Origin of the sequence: Rathayibacter sp. AY1C9 (genome assembly GCF_002932315.1) — a bacterium.
Classification (GTDB): domain Bacteria; phylum Actinomycetota; class Actinomycetes; order Actinomycetales; family Microbacteriaceae; genus Rathayibacter.
The window spans coordinates 1-13,668 of record NZ_PSVZ01000003.1; the positions used below are offsets into that span (position 1 = coordinate 1).

Genomic DNA, 13,668 nt, shown 5'->3' on the forward strand with positions numbered 1-13,668 from the left:
TTCCTCCCCCTCCCACCCCGGAGCCGCCGACGGCGGCCCCGACACGACCCAGAAGGGCTCCTAGTCCGTGCCAACGACACGCCTCAGCACCGAACCCACCGCCGTCCTCGTCCTCGAGGACGGACGACGATTCCGGGGACAGGCCTACGGCGCCCGAGGCCGCACCCTGGGCGAGATCGTCTTCGCCACCGGCATGACCGGCTACCAGGAGACGCTGACCGACCCGAGCTACGCCGGCCAGATCGTCGTGCAGACCGCGCCCCACATCGGCAACACCGGGACCAACGACGAGGACATGGAGTCGCGCCGCATCTGGGTCGCCGGCTACGTCGTCCGCGACCCCTCCCGCGTCGTCTCCAACTTCCGCGCGCAGCGCTCCCTCGGCGACGACCTGGAGACCGACGGCATCGTCGGGATCTCCGGCGTCGACACCCGGGCGATCACCCGCCACATCCGCTCGGCCGGCTCGATGCGCGCCGGCGTGTTCTCCGGCGAGGACCTCGCCCTCCCCGAGGAGGTGCAGCTCGCGCTGGTCCTCGGCGGCCGGCAGATGCAGGGGCTCAACCTCTCCTCCTCGGTCTCGACCGACGAGCAGTACACGGTGCCCGCCCGCGGCGAGCGCGTCGGCTCGGTCGCGGTCATCGACCTGGGGGTGAAGACCTCGACGGTCAACTACCTCGCGGAGCGCGGCTTCGACGTCCACGTGCTGCCCGAGTCGGTGACCGCCGAGCAGGTGCTCGCGCTCGACCCGTCCGCGCTCTTCTTCTCCAACGGCCCCGGCGACCCCGAGGCCTCGGACCGCCACGTCGAGCTGCTGCGCACCACCCTGCGCGCCGACCTGCCGTTCTTCGGCATCTGCTTCGGCAACCAGCTGCTGGGGCGCGCTCTCGGCTTCGGCACCTACAAGCTCCCGTTCGGCCACCGCGGGATCAACCAGCCCGTGCTCGACAAGCTCACCGGCCGCGTGGAGATCACCTCGCAGAACCACGGGTTCGCCGTGGACGCGCCGATCGAGGGCGAGCTGGACTCGCCCGAGGGCTTCGGCCGCGTCGAGGTCAGCCACTACTCCCTCAACGACTCGGTCGTGGAGGGCCTGCGCTGCCTCGACATCCCCGCCTTCTCGGTGCAGTACCACCCGGAGGCGGCGGCCGGCCCGCACGACTCCAACCACCTCTTCGACCGCTTCCGCGAGATGGTCGTGCAGCGCACGGCCGGACGCGGGGCCTCGGAGCCCACCGACATCCCCACGACCAGCAGCATCGGAGAGCAGAAGTAATGCCGCGCAGGGAAGACATCCAGAGCGTCCTGGTCATCGGCTCCGGCCCGATCGTCATCGGACAGGCCGTCGAGTTCGACTACTCCGGCACCCAGGCCTGCCGCGTGCTGCGCGCCGAGGGGGTGCGCGTGATCCTCGTCAACTCCAACCCGGCGACGATCATGACCGATCCCGACTTCGCCGACGCCACCTACGTGGAGCCGATCACGCCCAAGGCGATCGAGGCGATCATCGCCAAGGAGAAGCCGGACGCGATCCTGCCGACCCTCGGCGGGCAGACGGCACTGAACGCGGCCATCCAGCTGCACGACCTCGGGATCCTCGAGAAGTACGGCGTCGAGCTCATCGGCGCGAGCTTCGAGGCGATCAACCGCGGCGAGGACCGGCAGATCTTCAAGCAGCTGGTGCTGGACGCGGGCGCCGACGTCGCGAAGTCCTACATCGCGCACACCGTCGACGAGGCGATCGAGTACGCCGAGGACCTGGGCTATCCCCTCGTCATCCGCCCGTCGTTCACCATGGGCGGCCTGGGCTCCGGCTTCGCCTACACCCGCGAGGAGCTGGTGCGGATGGTCGGCGACGGCCTGCACCAGAGCCCCACCACCGAGGTGCTCCTGGAGGAGTCGATCCTCGGCTGGAAGGAGTACGAGCTCGAGCTCATGCGCGACACGGCCGACAACACGGTCGTCGTCTGCTCGATCGAGAACGTCGACCCCGTCGGCGTGCACACGGGCGACTCGATCACCGTCGCACCGGCGCTGACCCTCACCGACCGCGAGTACCAGAAGCTGCGCGACATCGGCATCCGGATCATCCGCGACGTGGGCGTGGACACCGGCGGCTGCAACATCCAGTTCGCGATCGACCCGGCGGACGGCCGGATCATCGTGATCGAGATGAACCCGCGCGTCTCCCGCTCCTCCGCCCTCGCCTCCAAGGCGACCGGCTTCCCGATCGCCAAGATCGCCGCGAAGCTCGCCATCGGCTACCGCCTGGACGAGATCCCGAACGACATCACCAAGGTGACGCCGGCGAGCTTCGAGCCGACGCTGGACTACGTGGTCGTGAAGGTCCCGCGGTTCGCGTTCGAGAAGTTCCCGGCCGCCGACAAGACGCTGACCACGACCATGAAGTCGGTGGGCGAGGCGATGGCGATCGGCCGCAACTACGCGCAGGCGCTGCAGAAGGCGCTCCGCTCGCTCGAGAAGCGCGGCTCGTCGTTCCACTGGGGCGCGCAGGAGCGCTCGGTCGAGGAGCTCCTCGAGATCGCGAGGACCCCGACCGACGGCCGCATCGTCACCGTGCAGCAGGCGCTGCGCCTGGGAGCCACGGTCGAGCAGGCGTTCGAGTCCACGAAGATCGACCCCTGGTTCCTCGACCAGATCGTGCTGATCAACGAGATCGCCGACCTGGTGCGCGAGCACGACGGCCTCGACGCCGGACTCCTCCGCCTGGCGAAGGACCACGGCTTCTCGGACGCGCAGATCGCCGAGCTCCGCGGGCTCGACGAGGCGGAGGTCCGCCGCACCCGCTACGCGCTGGACGTGCGCCCGGTCTACAAGACCGTCGACACCTGCGCGGGCGAGTTCCCGGCGCTCACGCCGTACCACTACTCCTCGTACGACGAGGAGACGGAGGTCGTCGCCGCCGACCGCCGCAAGGTCGTCATCCTGGGCTCCGGCCCCAACCGCATCGGCCAGGGGGTCGAGTTCGACTACTCCTGCGTGCACGCCTCGTTCGCGCTCTCGGACGCGGGCTTCGAGACGATCATGATCAACTGCAACCCCGAGACGGTCTCGACCGACTACGACACCTCGGACCGCCTCTACTTCGAGCCGCTGACTCTCGAGGACGTGCTCGAGGTCATCCACGCGGAGTCGCAGTCCGGCGAGCTCGTCGGCGTCGTCGTGCAGCTGGGCGGCCAGACGGCGCTCGGGCTCGCCGCGGGCCTCGAGGCGGCCGGCGTGCCCATCCTCGGCACCACCCCCGCGAACATCGACCTCGCGGAGGAGCGCGGCGCGTTCTCGCGGATCCTCGACGAGGCGGGACTTCTCGCTCCGCGCAACGGCACCGCGACCGACCTCGACGGCGCCCGCGAGGTCGCGGTGGAGATCGGCTACCCGGTCCTCGTCCGTCCGTCGTTCGTCCTCGGCGGGCGCGGCATGGAGATCGTCTACGGCACGCCCCAGCTCGAGGACTACTTCGAGCGGATGGCCGGCGAGGGGATCATCGACGAGGCGCACCCGCTGCTGGTGGACCGCTTCCTCGACGACGCGATCGAGATCGACGTCGACGCGCTCTTCGACGGCGAGCAGCTCTACATCGGAGGAGTGATGGAGCACATCGAGGAGGCCGGCATCCACTCCGGCGACTCGGCGTGCACGCTCCCGCCGGTGACGCTCGGCCGCCGCCAGATCGACCAGGTGCGGGAGGCGACCCTCGCGATCGCGCAGGGCGTCGGCGTCCGAGGACTGCTGAACGTCCAGTTCGCGATCGGCCAGGGCGTGCTCTACGTGCTCGAGGCGAACCCCCGGGCCTCGCGCACCGTGCCGTTCGTGTCGAAGGCGCTGGGCATCCCGCTCGCGAAGGCCGCGTCGCGCCTGATGGTGGGCGAGACCATCGCCGCGCTGAAGGCCGAGGGCCTGCTGCCCGAGCGCGACGGCTCCGACGTCCCGATGGACTCTCCCATCGCGGTGAAGGAGGCGGTCCTGCCGTTCAAGCGCTTCCGCACCAAGGAGGGCCAGATCGTCGACTCGCTGCTCGGGCCCGAGATGCGCTCCACTGGCGAGGTCATGGGGATCGACCGCGACTTCCCGCGCGCCTTCGCGAAGAGCCAGGACGCCGCGTACGGCGGCATGCCGGCGAGCGGGACCGTCTTCATCTCGGTCGCCGACCGCGACAAGCGCTCGATCGTCCTGCCCGCGCTGCGCCTGCGTCAGCTCGGCTTCGACATCCTCGCGACCGAGGGCACGGCCGAGGTGCTGAACCGCAACGGGATCCAGGCCCGCGTGGTCCGCAAGTACAGCGAGACCGCCGAGGGCGACGCGCCCTCCATCGTCGAGCTGATCGCCCGCGACGAGGTCGACGTGGTGATCAACACGCCCAGCGGAGGAGCGACCCGCGCCGACGGCTACGAGATCCGCGCCGCCGCGGTCGCCGCGGACAAGCCGCTGTTCACCACGATCGCCCAGCTCGCGGCGGCGGTCGCCTCGCTCGACGCGGCGAACGAGCCCTTCGAGGTGACGAGCCTGCAGGACTACGCCCTGCGCCGCGCGGAGCGCACCGCGTGAGCGGCGGCGCGGCGGGCACCGCCTCCTTCGGCTCGCGCCTCGAGGCGGCGTTCGCCGCGCACGGCCGGCTCTGCGTCGGGATCGACCCGCACGCGTACCTGCTCGACGCGTGGGGCCTCGCCGACGACGCGGCCGGGCTCGAGAGCTTCGGCCGAACGGTCGTCGAGGCGGCGGCCGGCCGTGCGGGCGTGGTGAAGCCGCAGATCGCGTTCTTCGAGCGGCACGGCTCGGCGGGCTACGCCGCGCTCGAGCGCGTGCTCGCCGACGCCCGCGAGGCCGGACTGCTGGTGATCGCCGACGTCAAGCGCGGCGACATCGGCACGAGCGTCGCCGCCTACGCCGAGGCGTGGCTCCGGCCCGGCTCGCCGCTCGAGGCGGACGCCATGACCGCGGCGGCCTACCAGGGGCTCGGCTCCCTCGAGGGGATGCTGACCCTCGCCGAGGAGGCGGGCAAGGGCGTGTTCGTCCTCGCAGCCACCTCCAACCCCGAGGCCCGCCCCGTGCAGCGCGCCCTCGTGCAGGACGGCGGCCGGGCGGGATCCACCGTGGCACGCGCGGTCGTGGCGGACGTGGCATCCTGGAACGACGCTCACGCTCGCGCGTCGATCGGCTCGGTCGGCGTGGTGCTCGGCGCCACTGTCGCCCTGGGCGACTTCGGCATCGGCATCGACGAGCCGCTGCACCCCGCACTTCCGGTGCTCGCGCCCGGCTTCGGCCACCAGGGCGCAGCTGTCGCGGACGCGCAGCGGCTGTTCGGCGCGCTGAGCGCCGCCACCATCGTCAGCGAGTCGCGCAGCGTGCTCGGCGCCGGCCCCTCGGGGATCGCGGCCGAGATCACCCGCCGCGCGACCGACATCCAGGAGACCCTTGTCCGCTGAAACCGTCAGCCCCGATCCCGGCGCCTCCTCGCGCCCGGAGGCCGTGCGCCGTCCCTCGCCGCCCGAGGTCGACCGGCGCGCCGCCTCCGAGGCCGCGATCGCGGCGCGCCGTGCCCGCGCCGCCGTCAAGAAGGCCGTCGCCGCCGGACGCCGCCCCGCGACCGCCGTGCTCGCGGCGGCCCAGGCCGAGCCGCTCGGAGTCGAGGGGCGGATGCGCGTCAGCGAGCTGCTCCGCGCCGTGCCCGCACTCGGCGTGGTGAAGACGCCCCGGGTGATGGACCAGCTGCGGATCGCCGAGTCGAAGCGCCTCGGCGGGCTCGGCCGGCGCCAGGTCGAGGGCCTGGCGTCGTTCCTCGAGGAGCGGGAGTCGCGGCAGCGCCGCCCCGGCCGCAACCGCCTGCTCGTCCTCGCCGGTCCGACCGCGGTCGGCAAGGGCACCGTGTCGACCTACATCCGCGAGAATTACCCGGACGTCCTGCTCTCGGTCTCGGCCACCACCCGGGCACCGCGTCCGGGCGAGGTGGACGGCGTCAGCTACTACTTCGTCGACGACGCCGAGTTCGACCGGATGGTCGCGGCGGGGGAGTTCCTCGAGTACGCCGTCGTCCACAACGCTCACCGCTACGGCACGCCCCGCGGCCCCATCGACGCCGCGCTGGAGCAGGGCCGGCAGGTGATGCTCGAGATCGACATCCAGGGTGCCCGCCAGGTGCGCGAGCGGATGCCGGACGCGCGGCTGGTCTTCCTCCTGCCGCCGAGCTGGGACGAGCTGGTCCGCCGGCTGGTCGGCCGCGGCACCGAGAGCGCGGAGGAGCAGGAGCGCCGTCTGGCCACCGCGAAGGTGGAGCTGGCCGCGCAGGACGAGTTCGATTTCGCCGTCGTCAACAGCACCGTGCCCGAAGCGGCCCGCGAGGTCGTAGAATTGATGTCGCCTCGTGCCGACGGCGCGCCCGCTGACCCGGGCCGCTGACACCGGGCCACCGACCACCTCCGGGCCGACGCCCCGGGTCCCACCGGGCACACGCCCCTCGGAGCCCGCGCGCCGTGTTGCTCCGGAGCCGCAGATCGGCGCTGATGCGCCTGCAAGGAGACATCCATGGCCAACAACCTCGGCATCATCGACCCGCCCATCGACGAGCTCCTCTCGAAGGTCGACTCCAAGTACGCGCTGGTGATCTTCGCCTCCAAGCGCGCCCGCCAGATCAACGACTACTACGCCGACCTCCACGAGGGCAGCCTGTTCGACAACGTCGGCCCGCTGGTCGACTCCACCATCGACGACAAGCCCCTCTCGGTCGCACTGCACGAGATCAACGAGGACAAGCTCGTCGCCAAGCCCCTCGCCGAGTAGTCCCCTCCGGGTGGGCTCCTCTCTCGAGGCCGGCCGACGGCTCAACGTCGTCGTCGGCATCACCGGCGGCATCGCCGCGTACAAGGCCGTCGGAGTCGTCCGCGCGCTGGTCCTCGCGGGGCACGACGTGCACGTCGTCGCGACCGAGGCCGCGCTGCGCTTCGTCGGGAAGCCCACCCTCGAGGCCATCTCGCGGAACCCGGTGCACACCGAGCTCTACGAGGGCGTCGCCGAGGTCCGGCACGTGGCCATCGGCCAGGCCGCCGACCTCATCGTGATCGCGCCCGCGACGGCGCACACGCTCGCCAAACTCGCCGCCGGCCTTGCCGACGACCTGCTCGGCAACACGGTGCTCGCGAGCACCGCCCCGCTCGTGGTCGCCCCCGCGATGCACACCGAGATGTGGGCGAACGCCGCCACCGTCGCGAACACGGCGGTGCTCCGCTCCCGCGGCGTGCACGTCGTCGGACCCGCGGTCGGCCGCCTCACCGGCGCCGACTCGGGCCCCGGCCGCATGGAGGAGCCCGAGACGATCGTGGCGGAGGCCCTCGCCGTCCACGCCCGCTCCGCCTCCGCCCGCCGCGACCTCGCGGGCGTGCGCGTCCTCGTGACCGCCGGCGGCACCCGCGAGCCCCTCGACCCGGTGCGCTTCGTCGGCAACCGCTCCAGCGGCAGGCAGGGCGTCGCGCTCGCGCTGGCCGCTGCGGCCCGGGGCGCGGAGGTCACCCTCCTCGCCGCGAACCTCGACGTGCCGGCGCCGGAGGGCGTCACGGTCCTCCCGGTGGGCACCGCGCTCGAGCTGCGCGAGGCCGCCCTCGCCGCGGCCCCCGGCGCGGACGTCGTGATCATGGCCGCGGCCGTCGCCGACTACCGGCCCGCCGCGGTCGCCGACGCGAAGATCAAGAAGGAGCAGCAGGGCGACCGTCTCGTCCTCGAGCTCGTCAAGAACCCGGACGTCCTCGCCGAGATCTCCGCCTCCCGGCGGGAGGGGCAGATCGTCGTCGGCTTCGCCGCGGAGACCGAGCCGGACCGGGACGCGATGCTCGCCCTCGGCCGCGCCAAGATCGCCCGGAAGGGCTGCGACCTGCTCGTCCTCAACAGGGTGGGCTGGGCCGAGGGTTTCCAGAGCGACAGCAACGCCGTCGTGGTCCTCGATCGGGCCGGCGATATAGTTGGCGAGGCCTCGGGCAGCAAGGCGGAGGTGGCCGATCGCGTCCTCGACGCGGTCGTGCGCTAGCCCCGCCGGTCCGCCCGCCCAGGCGCCGATCGCCTGCCGCCCGGCATCGCGCCCGCCAGGCCACTCCCGGTACGAACGACCCCGGTCCGCACGAGCCGGGACGAGAAGAGAAGCATGACCTCCGGTCCCCTCCGCCTGTTCACCTCCGAGTCCGTCACCGAGGGCCACCCGGACAAGATCTGCGACCAGATCTCGGACCGCATCCTCGACGCCCTGCTCCGCGAGGACCCGCACAGCCGGGTCGCCGTCGAGACGCTGGTCACGACGGGGCTCGTGCACGTCGCGGGCGAGGTCTCCACGAGCGGCTACGTCGAGATCCCCAAGATCGTGCGCGACACGATCGTCGAGATCGGCTACGACTCCTCGGAGAAGGGCTTCGACGGCCGCTCCTGCGGCGTCTCGGTCTCGATCGGCCAGCAGTCGCCCGAGATCGCGGCGGGCGTCGACACGGCGCTCGAGGTCCGCTCCTCCGAGGCGGGCGAGGACGCCTTCGACCGCCAGGGCGCGGGCGACCAGGGCCTGATGTTCGGCTTCGCGACCGACGAGACCCCCGAGTACATGCCGCTGCCGAGCTGGCTCTCGCACCGCCTCGCCGAGCGCCTGGCCGCCGTCCGCAAGTCGGGCGAGCTCGACTACCTCCGACCCGACGGCAAGACCCAGGTCACCATCGGCTACGACGGCACGACGCCGTCCACCATCGACACCGTCGTCCTGTCCACCCAGCACGCAGAGCACGTCAGCACCGAGACGATCCACGCGGACATCGCGGCGCACGTCATCCGCCCCGTCCTCGAGACGGTCGACCTCGACTCCTCCGCCGTGCGCCTGCTGATCAACCCGACGGGCCGCTTCGAGATCGGCGGCCCTCAGGGCGACGCCGGGCTCACCGGCCGCAAGATCATCGTCGACACCTACGGCGGAGCGTCCCGCCACGGCGGCGGCGCGTTCTCGGGCAAGGACCCGTCGAAGGTGGACCGCTCGGCCGCCTACGCCATGCGGTGGGTCGCCAAGAACGCGGTCGCCGCGGGGCTCGCCTCGCGGCTGGAGGTGCAGGTCGCCTACGCCATCGGCAAGGCGGCCCCGGTCGGCCTCTACGTCGAGACCTTCGGCACCGGCACCGTCTCCGACGAGACGATCACCGAGGCGATCCGCTCGGTCTTCGACCTGCGCCCGGCCGCGATCATCCACGCACTCGACCTGCTCCGCCCGATCTACGCGCAGACCGCGGCCTACGGCCACTTCGGCCGGGAGCTCCCCGACTTCACCTGGGAGCGCCTCGACCGGGTCGACGACCTGCGCTCCGCCGCGGGCCTCTCGTAGCGGGCGCGGCGGCGATGGCGACGAGCGGAGCCGTCGCGCGCGTGCTCCTGGACTCGCCCCTCCCGCAGCTCGACCGGCTCCTGGACTACGCGGTGCCGGAGGCGCTGCGCGGCGAGGTGGTCCCCGGCGTGCGCGTGCGGGTGCCGTTGCGGACCGGAGGCCGGATCGCCGACGCGTTCGTCGTCGAGACGGGGGAGGGGACCGAGCACGCCGGAGCGCTCAGCGGCATCGAGGAGCTGGTCTCGCCGCTCGTCGTGCTGACCCCGGAGGTCTGGGCCCTCGCCCGCCGGGTGGCCGACCGCGCCTCCGGAGGCGCGAGCGACGTGCTGCGCCTGGCCGTGCCGCGCCGCCACGTCCGCGTCGAGAAGGCGCGACTCGCCGCGGGTCCCGCTCCTGCGGCGCAGGCGGTCGAGGCGGGCGGCGTGACGGGCTACCCCGACGCCTCCTTCGCGGGACTCGCCGAAGGGGCCCGGCTGGCGGTCGGCGCCGTGCCGGCTCCCGTGAGGCTCGAGTCGGGCGCGTGGGTCGGCGGCTGGGCCGTCACGCTCGCCGAGCTCGCCCGGGACACGCTCGCCGCGGGCCGCGACGCGATCCTGGCGGTCCCCGACTACCGCGACCAGGAGCAGCTGGAGCTCGCTCTCGCCGCCCTCGTCCCCGCGGAGGCGGTGGTGCGCCTCGATGCGCGGCAGAAGGGCGCCGAGCGCTACTCCGCCTTCGTCCGCTGCCTCGATCCCGGGCCGCGGGTCGTCGTCGGCAACCGCTCCGTCCTCTACGCGCCCTCCTCCGCCCTCGGCCTGATCGCGCTCTGGGACGACGGCGATCCGCTCTTCGCCGAGCCGCTCGCGCCCTACGCGCACGCCCGCGACGTCGCCCTGGTGCGGCAGGAGCAGAGCGGCGCCGGCCTCGTCCTGCTCGGCAACACGCGCACGGTCGAGGTCGAGCGGCTCGTCGAGATCGGCTTCGCGACCGAGGTGGAGCCGCGGCCGAGCCGCCGCCCGCACGTCGTGCCGACCGCCCAGCAGTGGGCGGCCGACGAGCACGACGCGGCAGCGCGCATCCCCTCCTCCGCCTGGCGGGAGGCGCGGAAGGCCCTCGACTCCGGTCCCGTGCTCGTCCAGGTCGCGCGACCCGGCTACGCGCCGGTGGTCGCCTGCGCCCGCTGCCGGACCGTCGCACGCTGCAACCGCTGCCAGGGTCCGCTCGGCGTGCACTCCGAGGGCGGGCGGCCGAGCTGCGGCTGGTGCGGCCTGATCGCGGCCGACTGGACCTGCTCCGTCTGCGAGGCGACGGCTCTGCGCCTCGTCTCCCTCGGCGCGGGCCGCACCGCGGAGGAGCTCGGACGCGCCTTCCCGGGTGCCAAGGTGATCGTCGCCGACGGGCAGCGCCCCGTGCTCACCCTCCCCGACGAGCCCGCGCTCGTCGTGGCCACGCGCGGGGCGGAGCCGCGGGCCGACGGCGGCTACCACGCCGTCCTGCTGCTGGACGGCGAGCGGATGCTGGCCCGCGAGAGCCTGCGGGTCGCCGACGACGCGCTCCGCACCTGGTCGAACGCCGCGGCGCTGGCCCGCCCGGGCGCGCCGGTCCTCCTGGTCGGGGTCGGCGGCCGGCTCGCGACCGCCCTGGCGACCTGGCGGCAGGCCGAGTACCTCCGGGCCGAGCTCCAGGAGCGGCGCGCTCTGCGCTTCCCGCCCGCGGTGCGCCTGGCCACGGTGAGCGGCGACGCGCACGCGGTGGAGGAGGCGCTCGACGCGCTCGACGAGGACGACCGGCACGAGGTCCTCGGTCCTGTCGGGCTCGAGGACGGCTCCGTCCGGGCGATCGTCCGGTTCGACTACGCTCGCGGTGCGGATGTGGCCGCGCGCCTCCGCTCCGCCGTGATCCGCAACGCCACGCGCCGTCGTCGCCCGCCGACCACGCCCGGCCGCTTCCGGCCGGCCCCCCGGCTCCGGGTCCGTCTCGACGACCCCGACATCCTCTGACTCCCCAGGAGACCCCCGTGCGCCTCGTCTTCGCCGGCACGCCCGCCGCCGCCGTTCCGACCCTCCGCGACCTCGCCGCCTCCGCGCACGAGGTCGTGGCCGTGGTCACCCGGGAGGACGCCCCGGTGGGACGCAAGCGCGTGCTCACCCCCTCGCCGGTCGCCGTCGTGGCCGAGGAGCTGGGGATCCCGGTGATCCGGGCGAACCGCCTCGACGAGGACGTGACCGACCGGATCGCGGAGCTCGCCCCCGACCTCGGCGTGATCGTGGCCTACGGCGGCCTCGTCCGGCAGCGCCTGCTGGCGGTGCCGCGCCTGGGCTGGATCAACCTGCACTTCTCCCTGCTGCCGCGCTGGCGCGGGGCGGCTCCCGTCCAGCGGGCGCTGATGGCGGGCGACACGCGTATCGGCGCGAGCGTCTTCCAGCTGGTCGCCGAGCTCGACGCCGGTGACGTGTACGCCGAGCTCGCCGTCGACGCGGGGGAGCACACCGCGGGCGAGCTGCTGACGGAGCTGGCCGCGAGCGGCGCCGGCCTCACCCTCGGCGTGGTCGGCGCGCTGGAGGAGGGCACGGCCGTCGCGACTCCGCAGGCCGGAGAGGCGACCCCCGCTCCCAAGCTCGACGCCGCCGACGGCCGGATCGACTGGAGCCTCCCGACCGCGCGGGTCCTCGCGCTCGTGCGCGGAACGACTCCCGAGCCCGGAGCCTCGACCGCGGTGGGGAACGCGCGCCTCAAGGTGCTCGCGGTCCGCGCGGCCGAGGGGGACCTCGCTCCCGGCGTCGTCCGCCTCGACTCGGGGCGCGCCCTCGTCGGCACCGCGGACGGAGCGGTCGAGCTGGTCACCGTCCAGCCCGCCGGCAGGACCCCGATGGCCGGCGCCGCCTGGGCCCGCGGCCTGCGCGAGAGCACGGTGCTCGCATGAGCGCCCGTCGCGAGGCCGCTCCCGCCCGCCGGGTCGCCTACGACGTCCTGCTCGCGGTGAGCGGGTCGGACGCCTACGCCAACCTGGTCCTGCCCGCGCGGATCAGCGCCGCCGGCCTCTCGCCCGCCGACGCGGGACTGGCCACCGAGCTCTGCTACGGCACTCTGCGGATGTCCGGCTACTACGACCGCGTGATCGCCCTCGCGGCCGGCCGGTCCGTCGAGAGCATCGATGCGCCCGTGCTCGACGCGCTGCGCCTGGGCGTGCACCAGCTGCTCGCGACCCGCGTGGCCCCGCACGCCGCGGTGAACGAGAGCGTCGCGCTCGTCGCGGCCGGCTCCTCGCGGGAAGCGGTGGCCTTCGCCAACGCCGTGCTGCGCGCGGTCTCGCGCTCGAGCGCCGGCGAGTGGCGCGAGCGGGTCTCCGCGGCCGCGGTCTCCGGGGACGACCGGATCGCCGCGCTGAGCTCCCACCCCGTGTGGATCGTGCGCGCCCTGCGACGGGCGCTGGCGGCGGAGGGGGCGGCCGACGAGCTCGACGCGCTGCTCGCCGCCGACAACGCGGCTCCGCGGGTGAACCTGGTGGCTCTGCCGGGCCTGGCGTCTCCCAGCGAGATCGCCGACGCCGAATCCGACCGGTTCTCGCCGGTCGGCATGACCAGCACCGGCGGCGACCCGGAGGCGTTCCCCGCGGTGCACGAGGGCCGCGTGCGCGTGCAGGACGAGGGCTCCCAGCTCGCCGCTCTGGCGCTCTCCCGAGCACGGCCGGTCCGCCCGGGCGAGCGCTGGCTCGACCTGTGCGCGGGACCCGGCGGCAAGGCGGCGCTGCTCGCGGCGGAGGCGCGCGCAGGAGGGGCGGCGCTGCTCGCCAACGAGGTGGTTCCGGGCCGCGCGGGCCTGGTGCGGCAGGCGCTGGCCGCCGTCGATCCGTCGGTCGAGGTGCGCACCGGCGACGGGCGCGACCTGGGCGACGAGCAGCCGGGATCGTTCGACCGCATCCTCCTCGACGCGCCGTGCACCGGTCTCGGTGCGCTGCGGCGTCGGCCCGAGGCGCGCTGGCGCAAGTCCGCGGCCGACGTGGAGCCGCTGGCCGCCCTCCAGGGCGAGCTGCTCGACTCCGCGGTGAGGGCTCTCGCTCCCGACGGCCTGCTGGCCTACGTGACCTGCTCGCCGCACCTCGGCGAGACCCGGCGCGTGCTCGCCCTCGCGCAGGAGCGGCACGAGCTCGAGCTCGTCGACACGCCGGCCGTGTTGCGCGCGCTGACGGCGGACCCGCTCCCGCTGCCGGAGGGCACCCTCCACGTGCAGCTCTGGCCGCACCGGCACGGCACCGACGCCATGTTCGTGCAGCTCCTCCGCCGCCGGCCCCTCGAGGCGGCGTCCGGAGACGCCTGAACCCTCCGGAGCGGGAACGC

At 73.8% G+C, this 13,668-nt stretch carries 10 protein-coding genes; all 10 read left to right on the top strand.

Translation table 11 applies throughout. The features are described from left to right. Positions 1-67: 67 nt before the first annotated feature. The 10 genes from carA (at position 68) to C5D09_RS03490 (ending at position 13,648) form a co-directional block, all read left to right on the top strand. Positions 68-1,276, top strand: a complete 1,209-nt coding sequence (gene carA, locus C5D09_RS03445; RefSeq protein ID WP_104268619.1) for a glutamine-hydrolyzing carbamoyl-phosphate synthase small subunit — start codon at positions 68-70, stop codon at positions 1,274-1,276. Next, the gene (gene carB / locus C5D09_RS03450; RefSeq protein ID WP_104221829.1) at positions 1,276-4,566 is read left to right on the top strand and encodes a carbamoyl-phosphate synthase large subunit; all 3,291 of its coding nucleotides are present in this window, start codon (positions 1,276-1,278) and stop codon (positions 4,564-4,566) included. Before carA ends, carB begins: the two co-directional genes overlap by 1 nt. After that, the gene (gene pyrF / locus C5D09_RS03455) at positions 4,563-5,444 is read left to right on the top strand and encodes an orotidine-5'-phosphate decarboxylase (RefSeq protein WP_104268620.1); all 882 of its coding nucleotides are present in this window, start codon (positions 4,563-4,565) and stop codon (positions 5,442-5,444) included. The genes carB and pyrF overlap by 4 nt, the downstream gene beginning before the upstream one ends. A gap of 43 nt (positions 5,445-5,487) precedes the next feature. Continuing rightward, positions 5,488-6,414 (top strand): guanylate kinase, encoded by a 927-nt coding sequence (gmk, locus tag C5D09_RS03460; RefSeq protein ID WP_104354723.1) that lies wholly within the window; start codon positions 5,488-5,490, stop codon positions 6,412-6,414. Between the two features lie 126 nt (positions 6,415-6,540). Beyond that, a complete protein-coding gene (gene rpoZ, locus C5D09_RS03465; RefSeq protein ID WP_104221835.1) occupies positions 6,541-6,795 on the top strand; it encodes a DNA-directed RNA polymerase subunit omega in 255 nt (84 codons plus the stop codon). Between the two features lie 10 nt (positions 6,796-6,805). Continuing rightward, the gene (coaBC, locus tag C5D09_RS03470) at positions 6,806-8,032 is read left to right on the top strand and encodes a bifunctional phosphopantothenoylcysteine decarboxylase/phosphopantothenate--cysteine ligase CoaBC (protein WP_104268621.1); all 1,227 of its coding nucleotides are present in this window, start codon (positions 6,806-6,808) and stop codon (positions 8,030-8,032) included. A gap of 114 nt (positions 8,033-8,146) precedes the next feature. Continuing rightward, a complete protein-coding gene (gene metK / locus C5D09_RS03475) occupies positions 8,147-9,352 on the top strand; it encodes a methionine adenosyltransferase (RefSeq protein ID WP_104221839.1) in 1,206 nt (401 codons plus the stop codon). A 14-nt stretch (positions 9,353-9,366) separates the two neighbouring features. Next, on the top strand, positions 9,367-11,331 hold the full coding sequence (locus C5D09_RS03480; protein WP_104260720.1) for a hypothetical protein: 1,965 nt from the start codon (positions 9,367-9,369) through the stop codon (positions 11,329-11,331). Between the two features lie 17 nt (positions 11,332-11,348). After that, complete coding sequence (locus C5D09_RS03485) at positions 11,349-12,254, top strand: methionyl-tRNA formyltransferase (RefSeq protein ID WP_104268622.1); 906 nt, start codon at positions 11,349-11,351, stop codon at positions 12,252-12,254. After that, complete coding sequence (locus C5D09_RS03490) at positions 12,251-13,648, top strand: RsmB/NOP family class I SAM-dependent RNA methyltransferase (RefSeq protein ID WP_104268623.1); 1,398 nt, start codon at positions 12,251-12,253, stop codon at positions 13,646-13,648. The genes C5D09_RS03485 and C5D09_RS03490 overlap by 4 nt, the downstream gene beginning before the upstream one ends. Positions 13,649-13,668 lie beyond the last annotated feature (20 nt).

Excerpts from the sequence above, each read along its gene's own strand:
- metK (WP_104221839.1), top strand. The coding sequence starts at position 8,147 with ATGACCTCCGGTCCCCTCCGCCTGTTCACCTCCGAGTCCGTCACCGAG.
- C5D09_RS03490 (WP_104268623.1), top strand. The coding sequence starts at position 12,251 with ATGAGCGCCCGTCGCGAGGCCGCTCCCGCCCGCCGGGTCGCCTACGAC.
- C5D09_RS03480 (WP_104260720.1), top strand. The coding sequence starts at position 9,367 with ATGGCGACGAGCGGAGCCGTCGCGCGCGTGCTCCTGGACTCGCCCCTC.
- rpoZ (WP_104221835.1), top strand. The coding sequence starts at position 6,541 with ATGGCCAACAACCTCGGCATCATCGACCCGCCCATCGACGAGCTCCTC.
- carB (WP_104221829.1), top strand. The coding sequence starts at position 1,276 with ATGCCGCGCAGGGAAGACATCCAGAGCGTCCTGGTCATCGGCTCCGGC.